This window comes from Thauera humireducens, assembly GCF_001051995.2.
Classification (GTDB): Bacteria; Pseudomonadota; Gammaproteobacteria; order Burkholderiales; family Rhodocyclaceae; genus Thauera; species Thauera humireducens.
On record NZ_CP014646.1, the window covers coordinates 3,092,387 to 3,116,234 of the forward strand.

The following is a 23,848-nucleotide window of genomic DNA, read 5'->3' on the forward strand; positions in this document are numbered from 1 at the left end:
CTCTTCAAGGAATCCATCCAATGGCAAGCGAAATCCTCTTTGCATCCAACGTCCTGCTGTGGGCCGGCTTCATCGCCCTGTCGGCGCTCCTGTTCGGCGTGGTGCGCCAGATTGGCCTGCTCCACGAACGCTCGGCCCCGCTGGGCGCGATGATGATCGACCACGGCCCGGACATCGGCGAACGCTCGCCGACGTTCAAGGTGACCGAGTTCGACGGTACGCCGATCACGGTCGGTCGTCCGCTCAACCCGGGTCGCCCCAGCCTGCTGATGTTCACCGGCCCGACCTGCCCGATCTGCGCGAAGCTGCTGCCGATCATCCGCTCGGTGGCGGCGGCCGAAGGGGCCGATGTGGTGCTGATCAGCGACGGTACGCCGGCCGAGCACAAGGAGTTCCTGCGTCTTCACCCGCTGCAGGGCGAGCGCTACGTGGTGTCGGCCGAAATCGGCATGCGCTTCCAGGTCGCGAAGATTCCCTACGGCGTGCTGCTGGATGGCGAGGGGGTGATCCAGGGCAAGGGGCTGTGCAACACCCGCGAGCATGTCGAGAGCCTGTTCGAGACGGTGCGCATGGGCCATGCCTCGCTGCAGGGGTATCTCCAGCGCGAAACCGCGTCCGAAGCCGCGGGCAAGTACGAACTTCACTGATGGAAGCCCGTCGCTGCCTGTCGGGCGGCAGGGGGCGCCTCATCGAAGCAGCAAGGCAAGACCAAGCACGACCACGCTGAAGGAGACCGAAGTGAAGAAGAACACAGGATTTGACTCGACCATCGAGAGGCTGGCGCGATCGACCGCCAGCAAGACCAGTCGCCGCGGCTTTCTGGGCAAGCTCGGCGCCCGCCTGGCCGGCGTGGCGTTGCTGCCGCTGCTGCCGGTCGACCGCCGCGGCCGCCTCAACGAAGCGCATGCGGCCACGGTTGGCGGGCTGACGCGGCAGGGCTTCAAGCCGCAGGACAAGGACCCGAAGTCCTGCGATTACTGGCGCCATTGCTCCATCGACGGCAACCTCTGCGACTGCTGCGGCGGCTCGCTGACCTCCTGCCCGCCGGGCACCGAGCTGTCGCCCAGTTCGTGGGTGGCCAGCTGCTACAACCCGGGCGACGGGCAGAACTACCTGATCGCCTACCGCGACTGCTGCGGCAAGCAGACCTGCGGGCGCTGCAACTGCGTCAATACCGAGGGCGAACTGCCGATCTATCGACCGGAGTTCAACAACGACATCGTGTGGTGCTTCGGTGCCGATAACGACGCGATGACCTATCACTGCACGATCTCGCCCATCGTCGGCAAGGCGAGCTGAGTGCAGTGGAAACCGCAAGCCGTGTCCTGTCGTCCGCAGCGCCGCGTGCGCTGCGGGCGTTCGCGCTCGGCCTGTCGGTGTCGCTTGTCTGCGTGCCCGCTGCCGCCATGGACGGTGGCGGGCGCAGCGACTACCGCCGGCCGGATTCGCCGCCCGCCCCGGGGGGACAGCCGCCCAGTGCGGCGCAGATCGAGCTCGGCCGCACGCTGTTCTTCGATCCGCGGCTGTCGCGCGACGCGACGATGTCGTGCGCGACCTGCCATGCGCCCGAACTGCGCTGGAGCGACGGCCGGGTGCGGCCGATCGGGTCGGAACAGGTGGTCCATGCCCGGCGCACGCCTACGGTGGTCAACAGTGCATGGCTGAGCGCGCTGATGTGGGACGGGCGCGCCGCGTCGCTCGAGGCCCAGGCGGCATTGCCGATCACCTCGCCGCACGAGATGGGACAGGCGATGCCGGCACTGGTCGAGCGCCTGTCGGGCATCGCCGGCTATCGCCGCTTGTTCGGCCAGGCCTACGGCGACGAGGTGGTGTCGGAACGTCGTGTGGCCGAAGCCCTGGCCAGCTTTCAGCGCACGCTGGTGTCGCCGGTCGCGCCCTTCGATCGATGGGTGGCCGGTGAGGACGATGCGATCGACGCGCAGGCGCGTGCTGGTTTCCGTGTCTTCACCGGCAAGGCACGGTGCGTTGCCTGTCACAAGGGCTGGCGTTTCACCGACGACAGCTTCCACGACATCGGGCTGGATTCGACCGACCCCGGGCGCGGCGCGCACGTGCCGGCGGAGGTGGTGATCATGCAGCACGCCTTCAAGACGCCGTCGCTGCGTGATCTGGCGGTGGAGGGACCCTACATGCACGACGGTTCCATGCACAGCCTGGAAGAGGTCATCCGGCACTACGAAAAGGGCGGGCGGCAGCGGCCCAGTCTGTCGCCGGAAATGAAGAGCTTCGAGCTGGACCCCCATGAGCGTGCGGCACTGATCGCGTTCCTGCGCACGCTGGATGGCGGGTTTGTCCGTGTCGACCCGCCGGTGCTGCCGGAGTGAGGTGAGCACATGATCGACCGCATGAGGAAATCCGCAGCCGCCTGGGCTGCCGCATTGGGGCTTCTCGGGGCGCTGGCGGCATGTGCGACGACTCCGCCACCGCTGGCGGCGCGGATGACGCTGTCGCACCACGAGTTCGAGCCCTGGTCCTTCGTGCCGCGCGCGGGGGAGCCGATCGAGATCGACAACCGTTCCGACATCGCGCACAGCATCTACATCACCTACCCCGACGGCACCGTGGTGAGCCTGGGCACCCAGCTGCCGGGCACGGTGCTGCGCTGGACGCCACCGCAGGATGGCGAGTTCGTGCTGCGCTGCTGGATACATCCGGTGATCCGTGCCGCACTGACGGTGGGCGCCGGTCCGGTCTCGGGCGGCGGCTCGGACGGGCGGCGGCAGCATCATGGTGCCACCCCCCACTGACCCCGTTCCGGCACCGGGCGTCAGCCCGCGGCGGCAGGCGTTCCGGCGCGTGGCGCGTGCGCTGGGCGGCGTGATGATCGCCACCCTCGCGGCCCGCGGCCTGCTGGGTGCGCGCCCGGCACGCGCCGCGCACATGCTGCGGCCGCCCGGCGCCCTGCCCGACGCCGATTTCGACGCCCGTTGCATACGCTGCGGCCTGTGCGTGCAGGGCTGCCCGTTCGATATCCTGAAGCTGGCGGACTGGGACGATCCCGCCCCGATCGGAACGCCCTTTTTTGTCGCCCGCCAGGATCCGTGCCGGATGTGCGCCGACCTGCCTTGCGTGCGTGCCTGTCCGTCCGGGGCGCTGGACCCGCTGCTGGTCGATGTGCGCGAGGCCGACATGGGCGTGGCGGTACTGGTCGGTCACGAGAGCTGCCTCAATTACAAGGGATTGAGCTGTGGGGTATGCGTGCGTGTGTGCCCGGTGCGCGGCGAAGCGATCGCGTTGCGCGAGATCGTGCGCAATGGCGCGGTGATCCGCGTGCCCACGGTGAATACCGACCAGTGCACCGGCTGCGGCAGCTGCGAGAAGCATTGCGTGCTGTCGCATGCGGCGATCCGGGTGTTGCCCCGGGCGCTGGGCATCGGCCGCTCGGGCGCCAATGCGGCCGGGCGTGGCGGGGTCCGCTGATGAAAGCGATGCGGCGCCGCTTCCCATACTGGCTGCTGGCAAGGCGCAGCGTGCAACTCGCCGTGCTCGCCGCCTTCATGTACGAACTGCCCGGTCTGGGCCGGGTGGTGACCGGCAATCTGGCGTCGAGCACCTGGTTCGGACAGCTCCAGCTCACCGACCCTTTCGTCGCCCTGCAGGCGCTGCTGGCGGGCCAGGCCCTGGGGGCGGCCGCGCTCATCGGCGCGCTGGTGGTCGCAGTGGCGTACGCGGCGTTGGGCGGCCGCATCTACTGCGCCTGGATCTGCCCGATCAACCTGCTGACCGACCTGGCCCATTGGCTGCGCACCCGCCTCGGCGTCCGGCGCCATGTCCCGGTATCGCGACATGTCCGCTATGGCGTCCTGGCCGCCGCAGTGTGCGCCTCGGCGGCTGGATCGACCCTGGCCTGGGAGATCGTGAATCCCATCACCCTGCTGCAGCGCGAACTGATGTTCGGTGTCAGCAGCGGCAGCTGGCTGCTGGTGGTGCTCTTCCTGTTCGACCTGCTGTACAGCCGGCGTGGCTGGTGCGGGCATCTCTGCCCCGTCGGGGCGTTCTATGCCCTGCTCGGACGGTTCGGACGGCTGCAGGTCGGTGCATCCGGGATGGGCGAACGGAGCGCGTCGGTGAGGGCCTGCCCCGAGCCGCAGGTGCTGGCACCGATCGTATCGGGGCAGGCAGAGGCGGTGAGGTCGGGCGAGTGCATGCGCTGCGGCGCATGCATGGATGCCAACCCGTCGGCAGGCCTCGGGATGCGTGTCCGGATCGTGGCCCGGCCGCGCATCCCGCCTGCCTGAAGGTTCAGCCTTCCAGCTTCAGGCTGCCGCGCATCATCGACCAGTGGCCGGGGAAGGAGCAGAAGTAAGTGTATTTCTCGTCCTTGCCGAGCGCGCTCACCTGAAAGCTGACCGAAGCGCTCTCGCCGCCGCCGAGCAAGGGCGTGGCGGCGATCACGCGCGCGTCACCCTTCGCGATGAAGTTGTTCTCCGCGCCAGCCGCCACCCCGGCCTTGGCGATGCTCTCGACGTCGGCACTGCGGGCCAGCACCCAGTTGTGGCCCATGCCGGTCTTGGGCATGCGGCCGCGGTGCTGGAAATGAACGGTGAAGGTCTCGCAGCTCGACGGCACGGTGATGCTGCGTACGTCGAAGGTCATGGTGTCAGCGCTGCCGACGGTGGTCTCGCAGGTTTGTGCCTGCGCCACGACCGGCGCGAGCAGCAGGGGAAGCAGCAGTTTCAGGCGCATGACGTCTCCAGTCCAGGATGTGGGGGATTCCGTGAGGAATTCTGAAGACGCGCATTCGCGAGCCGTAGCAAGAATCGGCAGTACTTGTGTCGCGATGTCGAAAGCGTGGCGTGACCGGCCTGCCGTGGCGCCCTGTTGCCGGTTTATTGCATGCCCGGGGCGCGTTCGTGTGCAGAATGAAGTCTCGATACCGGGTCGTGGTCTCCTCCGCACACCGGTCATCGTCGGGGTCCTGCAGCGAGAGGCAGGATGCCGCCGTTCCCGTCATCGGCGATCCGCCTGAGTGGATCGCCGATCTTTTTAGCGCCTCATCGGGGCGCCTGTCCGGGTAGCAGACCCGTCTCAGTCTTCCAGGCGGTACTTGTCGTGACAGGCCTTGCAGTTCTTGCCGACTTCGCCGAAGGCGGTCTTCACGGCGGCGGCGTCACCGCTGGCGGCGACCTTGGCCAGTTCGTTTGCGGCGGCGTTGAAGTCACGCGCGATCTTGCCGACGTTGTCACCGTCGGTGAAGAACTCGGGCTTCACACGGGTCTTGACGTTGCCGATCGCCTTGTCGGTGCCGGGGCCATACAGGGCGCCCATGCCGGAGTTGGCGATGCCGGCGATGGCATTGGCGGCGGCGATGACCTGATCCTTGTTGTAGCTGCCTTCCAGGTTGGTCTTGATCTTGCCCATGTTCCAGCTCATGAACGAGTAGCCAGCCTGGCGATAGCGGATCTGGTCTTCGGGCTTGACCTGTGCGGAGGCCAGGGTCGTCAGGGACAGTGCGAGCACGCCGAGGGTGGCGCGGGCGATGGACTTCTTCATGTGTTGCCTCGTGGTTACGATGGATCGAAGGTCCGGGTTCAGGTTTCCGGACCGGTCTGTGACAGCGCCGACAGTGTAGCGGTTCGCTCTCCGTTCAGTCATTGGTCATCGGATGGCCTGCCGTCGCCCGATCTGGGCGGGGTATCCGTCGCTATTCCGGCGACGGCGAAGGGCTGCGTTGGCCTACACTGGCGTCATCTTGGCGAAATTCAAGTTCATATTGGGAATCAGGAGACCGATGATGCGCCGCATGGCTGATACGCCAATCTGGGTCCGGCTCACCGCAGCCATCTGGCTCATGCTGGTGCTTGCCTGGGGGGGAATGATCGCCTGGGAAACCAAGGCGAGTCGTGACATGGCGATTGCACAGGCCAAGGACTTCGCCGGTACGGTCAACGAGATGACCATGGCCGGCCTGACCGGCATGATGATCACCGGCACGGTCGGCCAGCGCGATGTCTTCCTCGACCAGATCAAGGAACTGTCGGTCGTGCACGACCTCAAGGTGATCCGCGGCGAAGCGGTGAGCACGATCTTCGGGCCCGGCAATGCGGGCGAGGTGGTCATGGATGAGGCCGAACGCCAGGCCATGGCTGACGGTAAATCGATGATGGTGCTCGAGCACAGCGCCGAGCACGGCGACTACCTGCGCGTCGTGATGCCCTCGCTGGCGTCGAAGAACTGGCTCGGCAAGGACTGCATCGCCTGCCACCAGGTCGCCGAGGGGACCCCGCTGGGGCTCGTCAGCATGCGCATCTCGCTCGACAAGGCCGAGGCCGCGGTGGCCGAGTTCCGCAACAAGAGCCTGCTGTTCGCCTTCCTCGTGTCCCTGCCCCTGCTCGGCTTCGTGTTCCTGTTCATCCGCCGTTTCGTGAGCCGGCCGCTCTCCTCCCTCGCGGGCAGCCTGTCCGAGATCGCCAAGGGTGAAGGTGACCTCACCCGCCGGCTCGAGCGCCGCGGCGAGGATGAGATCGGCCGTACGGCGGGTTCCTTCAACAACATGATGGGTACGATCGCCACGCTGGTGCGCCAGGTCGGCGATGCGGCCGGCGAAGTGACCGTGGCGGCGCAGAACCTGGCGAGTGGCGCCGCGGACCTGGCGATCCGCTCGCACCGCCAGAACGACAGTTCGGTGACGGCGGCGGCGGCGGTCGAAACGATGATGGAGAACGTCACGCACATCGCCGACAGCACGGCCTCGGTGCGCGAGCGTTCGCACGAGAGCCTGCAGCGTTCGCGCGAAGGCCAGGAGAGCCTGCAGCGGCTGGTCGAGGGCGTCGGCCAGGTCGAGGCCGCGGTGCGCCAGATGGCGGGCACGGTCGGCGACTTCGTCCAGTCCACCGCCGCCATCACGCGCATGACGAGCGAGGTGCGCGAGATCGCCGAGCAGACCAACCTGCTGGCGCTCAATGCGGCGATCGAGGCCGCGCGTGCCGGCGAGCAGGGCCGCGGCTTTGCGGTGGTGGCGGACGAGGTGCGCAAGCTGGCGGAGAAGTCTGCCCGCTCTGCGGGCGAGATCGACGAGATCACGCGCGAGATCGGCCAGCGCTCGGATTCGGTGCAGGGTGCGATCAACAGCGGCCTGGAGCACCTCGAGTCGAGCCGCCGCGTCGCCGACGACGTGGCCCGTGTGCTGGTGACGGCCAATGCGCTGGTGGCCGAGGTGGGCGAGGGTCTGGACCGCATCGCGGCCGCGACCGCCGAGCAGCGCCGTTCCAGCGAGTCGGTGACCGCGAGCATCGACGACATCGCCGGCATGGCACGCGAGAACAACGTCGCCATCGAGCAGACGGTCAATGCGGCGCGCGAACTCGAACAACTCGCCCGCCGCATGCAGGAATCGGTGGCGCGCTTCCGCGTCTGAGACGGGGGTCGGCCGGCGCCGTTCGCGGCCGGCCGGCCCGGATTTGCGGCTTACTCCAGCCGCAGCGGCACGAAGATGCGCGATTCGCCGCGCTGGATCAGCAGCGCGAAGCGCTTGCCGGAGGCTTCGACCAGGCTGCGGAACTGCGCGACGCTGGTCACCGCCTGGTTGTTGAGCGCAAGGATGATGTCGCCGCGCTGCAGGCCGGCACGGGCCGCCGGACCATCGACCCCTTCCACCACCAGTCCGCCGCGCAGGCGCAACTGGGCGGCCTCCTGCGACGTCAGGGGGCGCGCCGTCAGGCCGATGCCGGCATTCACGCTTTCGACCTGGCTCGGCGTCGGCGCGCTCGCGACGTTGTCCGCGGTCAGTTCGTCCAGCGTGGCCACGACGTCACGGCTGCGGCCGTCGCGCCACACTTCCATGCGGATGCGCGTGCCCGGGCGCTTCTCGCCGATCACGCGCGGCAGATCGGCCGAATCGCCGATGCGCTTGCCGTCCACGCCCAGCACCACGTCGCCGGCCTGCAGCCCGGCCTTCTCGGCCGCACTGCCCGGCTCCACGCTGGCGACCAGCGCGCCGCGCGCATCGGGCAGGCCGAAGGACTGGGCGAGATCCTTGTCCACCCCCTGGATCGCGATGCCCAGGCGTCCGCGCTGGACGCGGCCATGGGTGATGAGCTGGTCCTTGACGTTCATCGCCACGTCGATCGGGATGGCGAAGGAGATGCCCATGAAGCCGCCGGAACGCGAGTAGATCTGCGAGTTGATGCCGATGACCTCGCCTGCCAGGTTGAACAGCGGTCCGCCGGAGTTGCCGGGGTTGATCGCGACGTCGGTCTGGATGAAGGGCACATAGGTCTCGTCCGGCAGGCGGCGCGCCTTGGCCGAGATGATGCCGGCGGTGACGGTGTTGTCGAAGCCGAAGGGCGAGCCCATCGCCACGACCCATTCGCCGACGCGGGCATCGTCAGGCTTGCCGATCTTCACCGCGGGCAGGCCCTTGGCATCGATCTTGAGCAGCGCGACGTCGGTGCGACGGTCGATGCCGACCACCTTGGCCTTGAACTCGCGCTTGTCGATCAGCGTCACCGTGACTTCGGACAGCGTCGCGTCGCCATCCTCTCCGGCGACGACGTGGGCGTTGGTCAGCACGTAGCCGTCCTGGCTGACGATGAAGCCCGAGCCGATGCCCTGGCGTGTGCGTGGTCCCATGCCGGGCTGGCCGGGGAAGCCCGGCGTCGGTACGCCGAAGCGGCGCAGGAAGTCGTAGAAGGGGTCGTTGGCGAACGGGTTCTGGCCGGCCATCGCCTGTTGCTGCTGCTGGACGACGCTGATGTTGACGACGGCCGGACCGACCTGCTCGACGAGGTCGCCGAAGTCGGGCAGGCCGTAGCGGTTGGGCGCGACGAGCGAAGCACCCGGTGTCGCCTGGGCGTGGGCGGCGGGAACGAGCGGTGCCGCCGGCAGCAGGGTGGCGACGGAAACGGCAAGGGCGGTGGCGAGGAGAGGTTTGCGCATGGTCGAGTCCATAAGATTTTCGATGCCGACAGTGGCGGTGGACGCGGTTTTGCGCATCCTGTTCCCGTTATCGCATCAACACGCCACATGGGGACGGGTCGGGCGCGGATCAAGTGCGGCCGGCAGGTCCGCTGCGGGGCGTGGCGATCAGGTGCGAGTCGGGATGCGCGCAGGCGTTCAGAACGGCAACTGCAGCGAGACGAAGACCTGGCGCCCGGCCTCGTTCGCGGCCCGGCCCGCGTAGCGCGGCATGGCCTGAAGCGGCTTGTGGGCCAGTTCCTGGTGGGCACCGAGCAGGTTCGTGGCGGTGAGCTGGATCTCGAGCGCTTGCGCGCCGACGCGCAGGCTGCGGCCCAGGCTCCAGTCGAGCGTGGTGTAGGCCGGCACGGTGTAGCGCTGCCCGGGGGCGTAACCGGTCCCGGCCTCGAGCGGGCCCATGTGCAGCACCGATGCGGCCGAACGCCAGGCACCGATCTCCTGCAGCCAGGTCAGGCTGGCCGAATAGGGTGCAACGCTGCGGCGCACCGCCGGATCGTCGGCACGACGCTGCATGACCGTGTGGGTCAGCAGCAGGGTGGTGCCGGCGCGCGGGCGCAGCGTCAGCTGGTATTCGATGCCGGTGAGGCGGACCTTGCCCGACATGTTGGCCCACTGCGTGCCCCCCATGATCTGGTGGATCAGGAAGGGGTTGCCGCCCAGCATGTCGCTCAGCGCCTGGCTGGGTACGAAAGGCGCCGGATCCAGCACCGGGGTGCGGCGGATGTAGTCGGTGATGTGCTCGTCGAAAACGCGCACGTCGGCCAGCCCGCCCCAGGGCAGCGGGCCGAGATAACCGAGTTCCCAGCTGTCGATCTGCTGCGGCCGGATGCCGGGATTGGGCGTGTGACGCTGGTTGACCACGCCGAGCACGTCGGTGCTGACCTGCACGTTGGCCCAGCGTTCGTAAAGGGTCGGCTGGCGCCAGGCGCGCGAGTAGCCGACGCGCCAGGCGGTGGCGGGCGCCGGTTGCCAGTTGAGGAACAGGCGGGGGGCAAGCCGCAGCGTGTCGCCCTCGATATGCTCGGCCATCGCACCGGCGTTCCACAGCCATTCGGGCGCCATGCGCCATTCGGCATTGCCGAACAGGCGCCACTCCCGTTGCGAAGGCGTGCGGCCGTCCGAGAACAGGAAGGCCGATTCGATCCGGTCCTCGCGCCACTCCGCCCCCCACAGCAGGCGCAGTCCGTCGGTCGGGCTGAAGCGGTGCTGCAGCTCGATGTTGTCGCGTACGCTCCGGCGGTTGTTGTCGACCTCGCCACGCAGTTGCGGTAGCCGTGCCAGGAAATCGCAGACCACCGTCAGCACGCAGTTGGCGCGTGAATCGACCTGCCATTCGTCGCGGGTCCGTTCGCCGTTCCGATACCAGGACAGCGACCATTCCTCGTCCGCGCTCGGGGTGTGCCGCCACCCCAGATGCAGCGTGTAGTTGCTTTGCTCGAGGTCGCGCTCGCCGCTGCCGTCGAACAGGGTGTCGCGGAAGCCGACGCCGAGCCGGCCGTCGCTGTAGGCAGCCGAGAACTGCAGCGCATTCATCGCGTCGAGCGCGAGGTCGCCACGCAGGTTGAAGCGCCGCAGGCGTTGCGCGTCGCGCAGCCCCGACCAGCCGTCGTCGCGCTGTTCCTCGGCGCTCAGGCGCAGGCCAAGTGGCCCGTCATGCAGCACGGCCCGGCCGGCGAGATCGGCAATGCCGTGGCTGCCGAGCCGGGTCGAAACCGAGTTGCCGGTTTCGGAGCCGGTGTGACGGGTGATGATGTTCACCACGCCGAGGAAGGCATTCGAGCCGTAGGTGGCGGAGTTCGAGCCGCGGACGATCTCGATGCGCTCGATGTCCTCCAGCAGGACCGGTAGCGCGCTCCAGTTCGCACCACCCGAATAGTGCGGGGAATAGACCGAGCGCCCGTCGATCAGCACCTGCATCTGGTTCGGATAGTCGGCGCCGAGGCCGTGGTAGGTCACCCATTGCTGGCTGCCGCGCTCCTGTGCGACCTGCATGCCGGGCACCAGGCGGAAAAGGCGGGCGAGGTCGCGATAGCCGGTGGCGGCGATCATGTCGGCGTCGATCACCGTCACCGCGCCCGGCGAATCCTGCAGCGCCTGCGGCAGTCGCGAGGCGCTGAGCACGACCGGGAGCGACTCGAAGAAGTGGGCGTCGGAATCCATCGCAGAGGCAGTCGTCGTCGTGCCCAGCGCGGGGAGCAGGACGGCGAGGGCGAGGCGTGGACGGATCGGCATCGGCGGGTACGGGAGGAACGGTGGCGCGAGTATACCGGGCGTGATCGGGCTGCGCAGGAAACGGGTGGACGGGGTAACATCGGGCGACGCCCAATTCAGGCTTTCAGCCACGCCCGCTGGGGGTAAGACCATGACCCTGACCGACCTGCGCTATCTCGTCGCCCTCGCCCATGAGCGTCACTTCGGCCGCGCAGCCGAAAGATGTCACGTTTCCCAGCCGACCCTGTCGGTGGCCGTGAAGAAAGTCGAGGATGAGCTCGGCATCCAGCTGTTCGAACGCAGCGCCACCGAAGTCAAGATCACCGAGACGGGCCGCCGGATCGTGGCGCAGGCCGAGAAGGTGCTGATGGAGGCGAGCCAGATCCAGGAGATCGCGGCTGCGGGCAAGGATCCGCTCGCCGGGCCGCTGCGTGTCGGCGTGATCTACACGATCGGCCCCTACCTGCTGCCGCGCCTGATTCCGCGTGTTCACCAGCTGGCGCCGCGCATGCCCCTCATCATCCAGGAGAACTACACGGCTCGCCTGGCCGAGGCGCTCAAGCGCGGCGAGCTCGACGTCATCATCATCAGCCTGCCGTTCGAGGAGGTGGGGGTGGTGGCGCAGCCCGTGTATGACGAGCCCTTCCGTGTGCTGATGCCTGCCGATCATCCCTGGACGCAGCACCGCGAGGTCGATGCGCAGCAGCTGGCCGAGGATCAGCTGCTGCTGCTCGGAGCCGGAAACTGCTTCCGCGACCAGGTTCTCGAGGTGTGTCCGAGCTGCCGCAACATCGGTGGTCTGCAGCGCTCGCTGGAGGGGAGTTCGCTGGAAACGATCCGCCACATGGTGGCGACCGGACTGGGCGTGACCGTGCTGCCCAGTTCGGCCGCGGACGGAATGGCGGCCAATCCGCTCGTTGCGGTGCGGCCCTTTGCCGAGCCCCAACCGTCGCGCCGCGTCGCGCTGGCGTGGCGGGTCACCTATCCGCGCAGCGGCGCCATCGACGTCCTGCGGCGTGCGATCTTCGACAGCGAGCTGCCGGGGACCAGGCCGGTCGGCCGCGTATCGATGCCGGAGGCAGTCGCCGGCGCCTGAGCGCGGCCGCCACCGTCCGGGGCGTCAGGTCGCCAGGCAAAGGAAAAAGGGCTGCGCAGGCAGCCCTTCGTTTCTTCTTGCCGGTGTTCAGCTGGCCTTGCGGGACGGGCTGCGTTTCTTTGCCGGGGCTTTGGTGGCTTCGGCATCGGCGTCGCCTTCGGCGGAAGCCTTTGCCGCCGGTGCCTTGCCGGCGGCTTTCGGCGCCTTGGCCTCGAACTCGAAGCCGACCTTGCCGTCCTTGCCACGTACCAGGAAGGCCGAGAACTTGCGTCGCGTGCGCGCCGACACGAAGCCCTTCAGCAGATCGGTCTTGCCTTCGGTCAGCAGCTTGGCCATCTGCTCGCGCTCGATCGGCTGCTGCAGGATGATCTTGCCGGAGCGGAAATCGCAGCTCTTGCCGGGGCCGACCGACTTTTCGCAGACGTAGGCCATGCCATGCTCGAACACGCCACTGGCGCACTTCGGGCAGGCGCCGACCGATGCCTGGGCGGAGAAGTCGACCGCCTCGGCTTCCTCGCCCTCCTTCGGTTGGCCGAAGTCGAAGGCGGGCTGCTTGTCCTCGTTGAGCACGATGTCGGCATTGAACAGCCGGCCCATCTTGTTGCGGAAACCGAGCAGCGGGCCGACCTTGCCCTCACGCAGCAGGGTCTCGATCTCGTCGTACTCGAACTGGCGGCCGGCGACGATCTTCCAGGTGCTCCAGTCGCAGCTCTGGCAGGCGAACTTCTTGTAGTTCTCCTTCACCACGCCGCCGCACTTCGGGCAGGGTGTCTGCAGCGTGACGAAGTCGCCCGGCACGGTGTCGGATTCGAAGCGCTTGGCCCGTTCCACGACTTCGCGCGCCATGTCGGCGATTTCCTGCATGAAGGCTTCGCGGCTGAGTTCGCCGCGCTCCATGCGCGACAGCTTGTACTCCCAGCCGCCGGTCAGTTCGGGCGAAGTCAGCGCGGTGACGCCCAGGCCTTTCAGCAGGGTGATCAGCGAGAAGGCCTTGGCGCTCGGGATCAGCTCGCGACCGTCACGGTGGATGTACTGCTCGGTGATCAGGCCTTCGATGATCTGTGCGCGGGTGGCCGGGGTGCCCAGGCCGCGTTCGGCCATCGCCGCGCGCAGCTCCTCGTCGTCGACCATCTTGCCCGCGCCTTCCATCGCCGACAGCAGGGTGGCTTCGTTGAAGCGCGCCGGCGGCTTGGTCTGCAGCGACTTCAGCAGGATGTCGTCGGTGGTGATGGTTTCGCCCTGCTTCACTGCCACCAGTTGCGGGCCGCCGCCCTCCTTGGCGTCTTTCTCGTCACTGGCGGCTTCCTTGCCGTAGATGCTGAGCCAGCCCGGATTGACCAGCACCTTGCCTTCAGTCTTGAAGGCCTCGCCTTCGACGCGGGTGATGCGGGTGGTGATCTGATATTCGGCTGCCGGGTAGAACACCGCCAGGAAACGCTTGGTGACCAGGTCGTAGATCTTCTGCTCGGCTTCGGACAGGCTCTTGGGCAGCGTCCCGGTCGGAATGATCGCGAAGTGATCGGAGATCTTGGCGTTGTTGAAGATGCGCTTGTTCGGCTTCACCCAGCCCTGCTTGACGATCTCGTTGGCAAACGGCGCGTACTGGCCGGGCAGGTTGCGGATGACCTCGTTGACCGTCGGGATGTAGTCCTCGGGCAGGGCGCGGGCATCGGTACGCGGGTAGGTCAGCACCTTGTGCTTTTCGTACAGCGCCTGCGCCAGTTGCAGCGTGACACGGGCCGAGAAGCCGAAGCGGCCGTTGGCCTCGCGCTGCAGGCTGGTGAGGTCGAAGAGCAGCGGCGACAACTGGGTGGATGGCTTGGCTTCCTCGGTGACCACGCCCGGCTTGCCCTCGCACTTGGTACGGATGGCCTCGGCCTGGGCCTTGTCCCAGATGCGGAATGCGGTCGCGTGCTCGTCGCCTTCGGGCTTCCTGAACTTCTCGTCGAACCAGCGCCCGGGATAATGTCCGGCCGCCGCGGCAAAGTCGGCTTCCAGCTCCCAGTAGTCGCGCGGCTTGAACTTGCGGATCTTGTCTTCGCGCTCGACCACCAGGGCCAGCGTCGGTGTCTGCACGCGGCCGACCGTCGTCAGGTGGAAGCCGCCGGTCTTGGAGTTGAACGCGGTCATTGCCCGCGTGCCGTTGATGCCGATCAGCCAGTCCGATTCGGCGCGGCAGATCGCGGCGTTGCGCAGGCCTTCGACGTCCTGGGCGGCACGCAGGTGAGCGAAGCCGTCGCGGATCGCCTGCGCAGTCATCGACTGCAGCCACAGGCGCTGCATCGGCTTCTTGGTGCCGGCGTGCTGGGCGATGAAGTTGAAGATCAGCTCGCCCTCGCGCCCCGCGTCACAGGCATTGATGAGGCCGGTGACGTCCTTGCGCTTGATCAGCCGGGTCAGCAGCTTGAGCCGGTCCTCTGTCTTCTCGATCGGCCTGACCGCGAAGTGCGGCGGGATGACCGGGAGGTGGGCGAAGGTCCACTTGCCGCGCTTGACCTCGAATTCCTCGGGCACGGCGAGCTCGAGAAGGTGGCCGACGGCCGACGACAGCACGTAGTCGTCGGACTCGTAGTAGTCCTTCTCCTTGGTGAAGCCGCCCAGCGCACGGGCGATGTCCTGTGCGACGGAGGGCTTTTCCGCGATGATCAGTTGCTTGCTCATGCTCTCTGGCTATGGGGCGGGCTGGCGGGTGCCAGCCTCGGGAGTGGTGGGGCTGAAGCCGCGGATGATAAAGACGCCGCGTTGCGCCTTGCAAGCTGTGCCGGTGCCTGCGTCAGTGCAGGGTCGGCGCGTAATCCCAGTCGTCGTCCTCGCTCAGGAGTTCGTCGACCATCAGGGTGTCGATCGGGTGTTCCTGCTGCCACAGCACCATCAGTACGATGACCTTCAACCGGTTGAGCGTGATGTTGAAGCCTTCCAGCGCCATGGCGCGCTCGATGATGAGTTCGCGATGTACGCCTTCGAGCACGCCGGCACTTTCCATCAGGGTGAGGAATCCACGGCAGTCGGGACTGAGGTGGGCCTGTTCCTGCTCGGAGTAGATGCGGATCGAGCCTTCATCCGGTGCCGTGCCCGGGTGGATCTCGCGCGCCACACGCCGCAGTCCGGCCAGCCATTCCAGCGCTTCGGAGATCTCCTCGTCCTCGAAACCCGCTGCTGACAGCTTGCGGGCGAGCAGGTCGGACTCCGGGCAGGCGTCGGCGTGGATGTAGCTTTCGAACAGATAGACGAGGATGTCGAACAAATCGGCCTCTCAGGGGAACGGCGGGAATGCGGCAGGCGATGCGCAGGGCGCATGCGGGGAGGTTGGAGTGCGGTTCTCAGGCGCGCTGGAAGCGTCCGCCCGGCAAACGGGTGACGTGTCCGTCCAGCTCCAGCGGCAGCAGAATGGCGTAGAGGGCATCGACCGTCAAGCCGCAACGGGCAGACAGGGTATCGAGGTCGACGGGGTCGTGCCCGACCGCAGCGAGCATTCGTGTCGCTTCGTCGTCGATGGGAAGGCGGGCCTGGGCAGGCGTGCGGGTGGCGCCGGGCAGGCTGCCTTCGGTATCCGCCGCGGCCTGCGTCGACCAGCCTGGGCGTCCGCGCAGTTCCTCGATGATGTCCTCCGCGGTCTCGACCAGCTTGGCACCGTCGCGGATCAGGCGATGGCAGCCGCGCGCGAGCGGGGAATGGATCGAGCCCGGGATGGCGAAGACTTCGCGCCCGCACTCGGTGGCCAGGCGCGCGGTGATCAGCGAACCGCTGTTCAGCGCAGCCTCGATGACCAGGACGCCCTGTGCCAGTCCGGCGATGATGCGGTTGCGGCGCGGGAAGTTGTGCTGCAGCGGCGGCGTGCCGAGTGGAAACTCGCTGACGATCGCGCCGCAGGTCGCAATCTCGCGTGCGAGAGCCGCATTGCGGGCGGGGTAGATGCGGTCGATGCCCGTGCCGATGACGGCGATGGTGCGACCCGCAGCGGGGCCGGCAGTGAGGGCACCGCGATGTGCTGCGGCGTCGATGCCGGCCGCGAGCCCGCTGACGATGGTGAGGCCGCGGGCGGCGAGGTCGAGTGAAAAGGCCTCGGCGTTGGCCATGCCTTGTGCCGTCGCGCTGCGTGCACCGACGATGGCCAGTCCCGGATGCTGCAGCAGGGCCGGATCGCCCTTCACGAAGAGCATCACCGGCGGATCGGGAATCTCGAGGAGGCTGCGCGGATAGGCCTCGTCCGCGAGGGTCAGGACGTGGCTGCCGGGCTCGGCTGCCCAGGCGAGCGCCGGGTCGATGCGGTCGCGCACCGGGGGAGCGAGCAGCGCGTCTGCCAGCTTGCCGCCGATGACGTCCGCGACGCTGCTGCGCCCCGCGGCAAAGATGTGCTGCGGAAGTCCGAAGGCCGCAAGCAGGCTGCGCTGTCTTTCGGCCCCCAGTCCGGGTACCGAGGTCAGGCGCAGCCAGTCTTCGAGATCGTCCGCGGCCAAGAGTGTATCTGCAGGGGGTGTCTGCAGGGCGCCTGCCGGTCAGGGCTTGCGCGCTGCGTCGCCGATGGTCACGGGGCCATCGGTCTCCATCACCAGCGCGTAGGACACGCGGTCGAAGACGCGGAACACGAACACCACGCCGAAGCGCTTCTCGGGCAGGTTGAAGACTTCCTTGCCGTCCTCGCCCTTGTACTCGACGGCGCCGCGGTTGCGGAACAGCGACAGCACGTGGCCGCGCTCGATGCCGTCACGTGCGCCCACGTTCAGCGAGATGACGTTCAGGCGGCCGGTCTCGGTAACGCCGCGGTAGATCGACATCACGCGGCCATCCACCTCCTGGTCCGGGGCGTGAGGCGCATACGAGAACACGCTGGGGCTCTCGCTCGGCACCATGAGGTCGCCGGTGCCGATTTCCTCGACCGCCGACAGGATCTCGAGGGTGGCGGGCTCGCCGTGCTCGGTCACGCGGGCGGTGCCGAGGTAGTCGGCCTCGTAGGCGATCGTTTCACGGGTGACGGGATCCTGCAGCGGACGGGCCGGGCGCAGGATCTGCCAGACCTCGGTGTCGGGCTTGACGTTCTTGGCGAACACCGTGTCGCCCGAGCCGGTCAGCACGCGGCTGGTTTCGGTCGCGACGATGGTGGCTGCGTCCTCGAGGCGAGCCTGGTCGACGACGAGCGGCTTGTTGAGGAAAGGCTCGATGACGTGAAGCGGGATGCTCGGCACCGCGGTATCGAGCTGTTCGTTGTAGACCTGCGGCTGCAGCTTGTCGCTGCCCCCGACGCGACGACCGATCGTCAGCCACGGGCCGCTGCGGTCGAGCATGATCACCTGACCCGGATAGATCAGGTGCGGGTTGCGGATCTCGTCGCGGTTCAGGCGCCAGACTTCCGGCCAGCGCCAGGGTTCGCGCAGGAAGCGGCCGGAGATGTCCCACAGCGTGTCGCCCTTGATCACCGTGTAGCTGTCGGGCGCATCGTCGGCGAGCTGTATCCCGGACTGTGCGATCGATGCACCGCTGAAGAGCGTCGCAATGCCGACGAGGAGAGGGAATATAATTCGGATCATTGATCGCTTCCGGTGGTAGCGGGGCGTACGGATCAAGCTGAGGAACGCCGTCGGCCTGGTTATGTCGAATGCGCAGTGGAACGGCAAGCATTCCGCCGTACTCCTTCAGCACATGCGCATGCGTGTGAAATCACTTGAAATTCTGCACTTAAAGGTTTATTGCGGCAAGCATTCATGGCACTTCTACCCATCCTTCGCTATCCAGACCCACGTCTCCACACGCGTGCCGCGCCGGTGGAGCAGGTGGACGATGACATCCGCCAACTCGTCGCCGACATGGCCGAGACCATGTATGAGGCGCCAGGCATCGGTCTTGCGGCAACCCAGGTCAATGTCCACAAGCGCGTCGTCGTGATCGACGTCACCGAGGACAAGTCCGGGCTCATGGCGCTGATCAATCCCGAGATTCTCGAGCGTTCGGGCGAGCAGGTATGCGAGGAAGGCTGCCTGTCCGTACCCGGAATCTACGAGAAGGTGATCCGTGCCGAGCGTGTGAAAGTTCGCGCCATGGATGAAAACGGCCAATCGCGCGAGATCGAGGCCGAGGGCCTGCTGGCGGTTTGCATCCAGCATGAGATCGATCATCTCGACGGCAAAGTCTTCGTCGAATACCTCTCCTCGCTCAAGCTCAGCCGCATCAAGGGCAAGCTGGCGAAGAAAGCGCGCATCACCGCGTGATGGACGTCGCTCCGCTCCGCGTGGCGTTCGCCGGAACGCCCGAGTTCGCCGCCTCCGCGCTCGAGGCCATCCTGGCGGCGGGTTATGAAGTGCCGCTGGTGCTGACCCAGCCCGACCGTCCTGCCGGCCGCGGCATGAAGCTCACGCCCAGCCCGGTGAAGCAACTGGCGCTGGCGCGCGGCATCGAGGTCGACCAGCCCGAGAAGCTGCGCACCGACGAGCAGCGGTCGCGCCTGGTCGCGTGTGCACCCGACGTGCTGGTGGTGGCCGCCTACGGGCTGATCCTGCCCAAGGCCGTGCTTGAGCTGCCGCGCCTGGGCTGCATCAACATCCATGCCTCCCTGCTGCCGCGCTGGCGTGGCGCGGCGCCGATCCACCGTGCGATCGAGGCGGGTGACGCCGAGACCGGCATCACCATCATGCAGATGGACGAAGGCCTCGACACCGGGGCGATGCTGCTGACGCACGCGCTGCCCATCCTGCCGACCGACACCACCGCCACTCTGCACGACCGTCTGGCGACACTGGGCGGCAAGGCCATCGTCAGCGCGCTGGCCGAGCTGGACAAGGGCGGCCTGACGCCCGTGCCGCAACCGGCGGAAGGCGTGACCTACGCCGCCAAGATCGGCCGTGCCGAGGCCACGCTCGACTGGACGCGGCCTGCGGTCGAACTTGAGCGCGCGATGCGTGCCTTCGACCCCTTCCCCGGCCTGGCTGCCTCGCTGCGGGGCACGGTCATCAAGTTCTGGTCCGCACAGCTCGCTGACGCCCAGGGCGAGCCCGGCACGGTGCTGGCCGCCGACGACGGGGGGGTGCTGGTCGCCTGCGGCCACGGTGCCTTGCGTTGCACGGTGTTACAGCGTCCGGGCAGCAAGCGCCTGCCGGCGGGGGAATTCCTGCGCGGATTTCAGGTCTCTGTCGGCGAACGCTTCGCATCGGGCGAGGCCGGTCCGGCTTGATGCCGGGCGCCTGCGCCCCCATCTGTCGAACAACCCGCATCTTTAGGAAGGACCCCGCAATGTTCGGAAACTGGATCAAGACCTCCATCCTGATGGCCGGCATCGTCGCGCTGTTCGGCGCGATGGGTGCCGCCATCGGCGGCCAGCAAGGCATGCTGATTGCCCTCGTCGTGGGTGGCGCGATGAATTTCTGGGCCTACTGGTTCTCGGACAAGGCCGTGCTGAAGATGTACAACGCACGCCAGGTCGATGCCAGCACCTCGCCCTACCTGTACAACATGGTGCGCGAGCTGGCGCAGCGTGCAGACCTGCCCATGCCCAAGGTCTACATCATCGATGAGGACCAGCCCAACGCCTTCGCCACCGGCCGCAACCCTGAGAACGCCGCGGTGGCCGCCACGACCGGCATCATGCGCATGCTGTCCGAACGCGAGTTGCGCGGCGTGATGGCGCACGAGCTGGCCCACGTGAAGAACCGCGACATCCTGATCTCGACCATTTCGGCCACCGTGGCCGGTGCGATCTCGATGCTGGCCAACTTCGGGATGCTGTTCGGCAACCGCGACGGCGAGGACCGCCCGAATCCGATCGTGTCGATCGCGATGATGATCCTCGCGCCGCTGGCCGGCATGATCATCCAGATGGCCATCAGCCGTACGCGCGAGTTCGGCGCCGACCGTGGCGGCGCGGAGATCTCCGGCGACCCCGAGGCACTCGCCAGCGCGCTGGCGAAGATCGACGCCTACGCCCGCGGCATTCCGATGCACACCGCCGAGCAGCACCCGGAAACGGCGCAGATGATGATCATGAACCCGCTGTCGGGGGGCGGTCTGCGCGGCCTGTTCTCGACCCACCCGGCGACCCAGGACCGCATCGCCCGCCTGCGCGCGATGATCGGGCGCTGAGCCTGTCATGACCTGCGGCATCGGCCGCGGTGTGAATCGCCCCGCCGCCCGTCCCGGGCCGCGGGGCGATTCGTTTGGGTGCGCGGGTTTCAGCGCGCCGGCGACGCTTCGTCTCCCGCTGCGGGTGCGGCACGGGAGATCGTCTCGAGTCGCGCTTCCTTGCCGTCGATGCTGCGCACATGCACGTCGATCTGGTTGAAGGCGATGTCGATGCCGTGCTCCCTGAACAGTGCATCGATGCGGCGGTTGATCTCGTCGATAGCGAGGTTGCGGTCCGCGAGTTCGCGCACGTGGATGCGCAGCTCGTGGTCCAGTGTGCTGGCGCCGAAGGCGAGGAACAGCGCCATCGGCGCCGGTTCCTTCAGCACGCGCGGGTTCTCGTCGGCGATCTGGAGCAGCAGCCTGCGCGTCAGCGCCAGATCGGAGCCGTAGGCGACGCCCACCTTCACCGTCACCCGCGTCACCGTGTCGGTCAGCGACCAGTTCACCAACTGGCCGGTGACGAAGGTCTTGTTGGGGACGATGATCTCCTTGCGGTCGAAGTCGGTGATCGTGGTGGCGCGGATCTGGATGCGGCTGACCGTGCCCGACAGGTTGCCGATGGTGACGACGTCGCCGATGCGCACCGGGCGCTCGAAGAGGATGATCAGACCGGATATGAAGTTGGCGAAGATCTCCTGCAGACCGAAGCCCAGACCCACCGACAGTGCCGCCACCAGCCACTGCAGCTTGTCCCAGCTCACGCCCAGCGTACCCAGCGTGGCGACGATGCCGATGCCGGCGATGAGATAGGACAGCAGCGTGGTGATGGCGTAGGCGCTACCCTGCGCCAGCTTGATGCGCGACAGCACCAGGACTTCGAGCAGGCCGGGCAGGTTGCTGGCCAGCGCGAACGCGAGCGCGGCGATGACCAGCGCGCCTAACACATCGCGCAGGCTGATCGGCACCAGGGTCGCGGTGGCGCCGGTGCCGCTGGCGTACTCGTACAGAGTGATGTTGTCGAGGTAGGCGAAGACCGTGATCAGGTCGGCCCACACCCAGTACAGGCCGCCCAGCAGCGCGCCGAGCAGGCCGAGGCGGATCAGGCGCAGCGACTGCTGGCTGACCTTCTCGACATCGATCACCGGCCGTTCGAGGATCTCGGGGTCGCTCGCGACCTCAAGCACGGCTTCGCGCTCGGCTGCCTCGCGCCGTTCGACCGCTCGCTTGTGTTCCAGACGCCGCGCCGCCACGGCCAGGCCGCGCACCGCAGTGGCCTCGGCCATACGCCAGACGATGAGCACGAACAGCGTGTCGATCAGGCGGCCGGTGAGCTTCAGCGCGGTGTAGTAGTAGCCCATCGCCAGCGCACCGATCAGCGCCAGCGGCATCAGCGCCAGCACGAGGCCGATCACCACACGCAAGGGCGACGGTGCCGCATCATGCGGGCGCTGGTGCGACAGCAGGCGGCCCATCAGCCAGGCCATCACGGCATAGCTGGCGAGCAGGGTCAGCATCCCCAGCACGTCGTCCGCGAGTCGTTCGGGCTGATGTTCGGCGATGGCGACGACCAGCACCACCGCCAGCACGACCAGACCGAGGCGGCTGAGCCGGCGGTGCAGGGCGCGGATCAGCTCGGGCCGCCACTCGAAGTGGCGTTCGGCCACACCACCGGGCGACAGCACGCGGTAGGCGGTGTAGAACACCAGCCAGGCCTCGGCCATGTCGATCAGGCCGATGCCCAGTGCCATGTTCTGACCGCGTCCGTCCATCTGCAGGGCGAGCCCGGCAAGACCCAGCAGCAGGCTCACCGGCAGGGCCAGCAGCAGGTTGAGGAGGATGGCCAGCGGCGTGTGATATTGCGTGTCGCGGCGCACGTAGCCGATGTCGGCGTGCAGGCTGGCGAGCTTGTCGCGCAGCCAGCGCCGGCGCACCAGCAGCAGCACCGAGAGCAGCAGTACCGGCAGCAGCACCAAGGGGCGTGCCAGCAAGCCTTCCCACAATTGCGTGGTCACGGCCCGCCAGGGCATGGCCGCGATCTGCTGCTCGAGCGCCGCGGGCAGGCTCTTCACCCATTCGAGATCGAGCGGGCGGTTGCTGGGCACCCAGAAGATCTGTTCATCGAGTGTCGCGCGCAAGCGGTCGGCGGTCGCCTGCAGCTGGGTCTCGTGCAGTTGCAGGCTGACTGATTCACCGAGGACGGCATTGAGCTCGTGGTTCAGGCGCTCCAGGAGTTCTGCCCGTGTTTCGAGCAAGGCAAGCAGGGCTTCGCGTTCGCTGTTGTCGGGCGGCGCGGGCTGCCCGGCCAGCAGTGTGTCGAGGTAGGCCGCCGGGCTGCCCAGGGCCTCGCGCTGCTTGTTGAGCTCGAACTGGTAGAGGCGGACGTCGGCGATCTGGTGGGTCAGTTCAGTGTCGACGCTCGGTACGGGCAGCGCACGACGCTGCTCGTTGAGGATGCGCGACAACAGCGGGCTGCCCTGCAGGATGTTGATCTGTTCGGCGATCAGGTTGCTGTTGCGGTTGAGGGCGTCGAGGCGCTGGCGGGTGTCGAGGTTGCGCTGCTTGAGTACGGCGAGTTGCTCGGTGGCACGCAGCAGGTAGGCCGACAGCGTCTGGTTGGTGGCGGTCTCGCGCGCCAGCAGGCTGCCGTCGGCCGCCGCGGTTTCCTGGCCAGCCAGCTTTTGCACCGTTTGCAGGGTCTGTGCCCGCCGGCGTTCGCCGATCGCGGCCTGGATGACCTCCATGTCACGTTCGATCTCGTCCAGCTCGAAGGTGGCCAGTTCGCGCTGCGCCTGGGCAAGTTCCTGCAATTGGCTGCTGCCCGACAGTTCCGCCAGCTGCAGTGCGGCGCGCGCATCGAGGGCATGCCATTCGGCCGCCAGGGACTCGCGGCGTTCGGCGCTGAGCGCACGGTTCGCCTCGCGACCGCTGCGCAACGCGGATTCGATGGCCTGCATGCGGGCCTGCGTCGCAGCGATCTCGGACTGGGTACGTTCGGTGCTGGCGCGCAGGCTGAGGGCGCTGGCCTGGTCGAGTTCGGCACGCCAGCGCGCGAGTTCGGCGTTGGCCTGTGCCAGCCGGGCCTCGAGTGCGTCCAGCGTCTCTGTCGGCGGGATGGTGAGCGCGGCGGGTGGCGTCGATTGCTGGCGCGCAAGCTTGTCGCGTGCCTCCTTGATGAGCGCTGGTGCCTGGTCGAGCTGCCGGCGCAGGTCCGCGAGCCGGCGCCGGGCGTCCTCCGCCGCAGCGAGCTGGGCGAGCGCCTGCTGCAGGTCCTGCTGTGCGGCGCGCAACTCGGCTTCGGGCAGTTGGCGTTCGCTGAGCGTGTCGAGCCGTGCCTGCAATTCGCTGGCGACGGGGCGGGTTGCCGGCTGGGCGAAGGCGATCAGGGGCAGGAGCAGCAGAAGGAGCAGGATGCGCAGTCGAAGCATCGGGGGCAAGGCCTGGGGTGGGAAGCCGGAAGCGTGGGAATGCGCAGTTTACCCACGGCGGTTATGCTTAGGGCAGGCGCTGCAGCGCGATGCACCTGCCGCATCGCATCCGGGGCAGTGCGTGAAGGGG

General features: G+C 67.7%; 20 protein-coding genes. 11 read left to right on the plus strand and 9 right to left on the minus strand.

Going from position 1 to position 23,848, the window contains the following annotated elements:
• The first annotated feature begins 20 nt into the window (after positions 1 to 20).
• From mauD to napH, 6 genes are all read left to right on the plus strand, one after another.
• Complete coding sequence (mauD, locus tag AC731_RS14485) at positions 21 to 647, plus strand: methylamine dehydrogenase accessory protein MauD (protein ID WP_004263528.1); 627 nt, start codon at positions 21 to 23, stop codon at positions 645 to 647.
• Between the two features lie 91 nt (positions 648 to 738).
• Entirely contained in the window at positions 739 to 1,299 is a 561-nt protein-coding gene (gene mauA / locus AC731_RS14490) for a methylamine dehydrogenase (amicyanin) small subunit (protein ID WP_004263530.1), read from the plus strand.
• 5 nt (positions 1,300 to 1,304) lie between these two features.
• Positions 1,305 to 2,345, plus strand: a complete 1,041-nt coding sequence (gene mauG, locus AC731_RS14495; RefSeq protein WP_205626599.1) for a tryptophan tryptophylquinone biosynthesis enzyme MauG — start codon at positions 1,305 to 1,307, stop codon at positions 2,343 to 2,345.
• 9 nt (positions 2,346 to 2,354) lie between these two features.
• Complete coding sequence (locus tag AC731_RS14500; protein WP_156480723.1) at positions 2,355 to 2,768, plus strand: cupredoxin domain-containing protein; 414 nt, start codon at positions 2,355 to 2,357, stop codon at positions 2,766 to 2,768.
• Positions 2,749 to 3,441 (plus strand): MauM/NapG family ferredoxin-type protein, encoded by a 693-nt coding sequence (locus AC731_RS14505; protein WP_048707099.1) that lies wholly within the window; start codon positions 2,749 to 2,751, stop codon positions 3,439 to 3,441. Before AC731_RS14500 ends, AC731_RS14505 begins: the two co-directional genes overlap by 20 nt.
• The gene (gene napH / locus AC731_RS14510) at positions 3,441 to 4,259 is read left to right on the plus strand and encodes a quinol dehydrogenase ferredoxin subunit NapH (RefSeq protein WP_053085826.1); all 819 of its coding nucleotides are present in this window, start codon (positions 3,441 to 3,443) and stop codon (positions 4,257 to 4,259) included. Before AC731_RS14505 ends, napH begins: the two co-directional genes overlap by 1 nt.
• Positions 4,260 to 4,263: 4 nt before the next feature.
• Here the strand turns inward: napH and azu are convergent, their stop codons facing one another.
• Together azu and AC731_RS14520 are read right to left on the minus strand one after the other, a co-directional pair.
• A complete protein-coding gene (azu, locus tag AC731_RS14515) occupies positions 4,264 to 4,707 on the minus strand; it encodes an azurin (RefSeq protein WP_048707104.1) in 444 nt (147 codons plus the stop codon).
• A 342-nt stretch (positions 4,708 to 5,049) separates the two neighbouring features.
• Positions 5,050 to 5,514, minus strand: coding sequence for a c-type cytochrome (locus AC731_RS14520; protein WP_048707106.1), 465 nt, complete (start codon positions 5,512 to 5,514; stop codon positions 5,050 to 5,052).
• Between the two features lie 241 nt (positions 5,515 to 5,755).
• Between AC731_RS14520 and AC731_RS14525 the strand changes: the two genes are divergently transcribed.
• Positions 5,756 to 7,378, plus strand: coding sequence for a methyl-accepting chemotaxis protein (locus AC731_RS14525; RefSeq protein WP_205626682.1), 1,623 nt, complete (start codon positions 5,756 to 5,758; stop codon positions 7,376 to 7,378).
• Positions 7,379 to 7,428: 50 nt separating this feature from the next.
• On the opposite strand, the gene AC731_RS14530 is transcribed toward AC731_RS14525, so the two are convergent.
• Both AC731_RS14530 and AC731_RS14535 read right to left on the minus strand, forming a co-directional pair.
• Positions 7,429 to 8,898 (minus strand): DegQ family serine endoprotease, encoded by a 1,470-nt coding sequence (locus tag AC731_RS14530; protein ID WP_038011336.1) that lies wholly within the window; start codon positions 8,896 to 8,898, stop codon positions 7,429 to 7,431.
• A gap of 177 nt (positions 8,899 to 9,075) precedes the next feature.
• Entirely contained in the window at positions 9,076 to 11,169 is a 2,094-nt protein-coding gene (locus tag AC731_RS14535) for a TonB-dependent receptor plug domain-containing protein (protein ID WP_048707109.1), read from the minus strand.
• Positions 11,170 to 11,299: 130 nt separating this feature from the next.
• On the opposite strand from AC731_RS14535, the gene AC731_RS14540 reads away from it, so the two are divergent.
• On the plus strand, positions 11,300 to 12,244 hold the full coding sequence (locus AC731_RS14540) for a hydrogen peroxide-inducible genes activator (RefSeq protein WP_004257266.1): 945 nt from the start codon (positions 11,300 to 11,302) through the stop codon (positions 12,242 to 12,244).
• Between the two features lie 87 nt (positions 12,245 to 12,331).
• Here the strand turns inward: AC731_RS14540 and AC731_RS14545 are convergent, their stop codons facing one another.
• The 4 genes from AC731_RS14545 to AC731_RS14560 all read right to left on the minus strand — a co-directional run bounded on the left by AC731_RS14545 (position 12,332) and on the right by AC731_RS14560 (position 17,769).
• Complete coding sequence (locus AC731_RS14545; protein WP_048707111.1) at positions 12,332 to 14,905, minus strand: DNA topoisomerase III; 2,574 nt, start codon at positions 14,903 to 14,905, stop codon at positions 12,332 to 12,334.
• Positions 14,906 to 15,017: 112 nt separating this feature from the next.
• Positions 15,018 to 15,488: a Smg family protein gene (locus AC731_RS14550; RefSeq protein ID WP_004257274.1), complete on the minus strand. Its 471-nt coding sequence runs from the start codon at positions 15,486 to 15,488 to the stop codon at positions 15,018 to 15,020.
• Positions 15,489 to 15,564: 76 nt separating this feature from the next.
• A complete protein-coding gene (gene dprA / locus AC731_RS14555; protein ID WP_048707112.1) occupies positions 15,565 to 16,701 on the minus strand; it encodes a DNA-processing protein DprA in 1,137 nt (378 codons plus the stop codon).
• 39 nt (positions 16,702 to 16,740) lie between these two features.
• Positions 16,741 to 17,769 carry a LysM peptidoglycan-binding domain-containing protein gene (locus AC731_RS14560; RefSeq protein ID WP_156480724.1) on the minus strand — a complete coding sequence of 343 codons (1,029 nt, stop codon included), beginning with the start codon at positions 17,767 to 17,769 and terminating at the stop codon, positions 16,741 to 16,743.
• Between the two features lie 174 nt (positions 17,770 to 17,943).
• Here AC731_RS14560 and def point away from each other — a divergent pair, with 174 nt between their 5' ends.
• From def to htpX, 3 genes are read left to right on the plus strand one after another with little or no spacing between them, the layout of a single operon-like run.
• Positions 17,944 to 18,447: a peptide deformylase gene (def, locus tag AC731_RS14565; protein WP_048707122.1), complete on the plus strand. Its 504-nt coding sequence runs from the start codon at positions 17,944 to 17,946 to the stop codon at positions 18,445 to 18,447.
• Positions 18,447 to 19,406 carry a methionyl-tRNA formyltransferase gene (gene fmt, locus AC731_RS14570; protein WP_048707125.1) on the plus strand — a complete coding sequence of 320 codons (960 nt, stop codon included), beginning with the start codon at positions 18,447 to 18,449 and terminating at the stop codon, positions 19,404 to 19,406. The genes def and fmt overlap by 1 nt, the downstream gene beginning before the upstream one ends.
• Positions 19,407 to 19,465: 59 nt before the next feature.
• On the plus strand, positions 19,466 to 20,311 hold the full coding sequence (gene htpX, locus AC731_RS14575; RefSeq protein ID WP_004257288.1) for a zinc metalloprotease HtpX: 846 nt from the start codon (positions 19,466 to 19,468) through the stop codon (positions 20,309 to 20,311).
• A gap of 89 nt (positions 20,312 to 20,400) precedes the next feature.
• On the opposite strand, the gene mscK is transcribed toward htpX, so the two are convergent.
• Positions 20,401 to 23,718 carry a mechanosensitive channel MscK gene (mscK, locus tag AC731_RS14580; protein WP_048707128.1) on the minus strand — a complete coding sequence of 1,106 codons (3,318 nt, stop codon included), beginning with the start codon at positions 23,716 to 23,718 and terminating at the stop codon, positions 20,401 to 20,403.
• Positions 23,719 to 23,848: the final 130 nt, after the last annotated feature.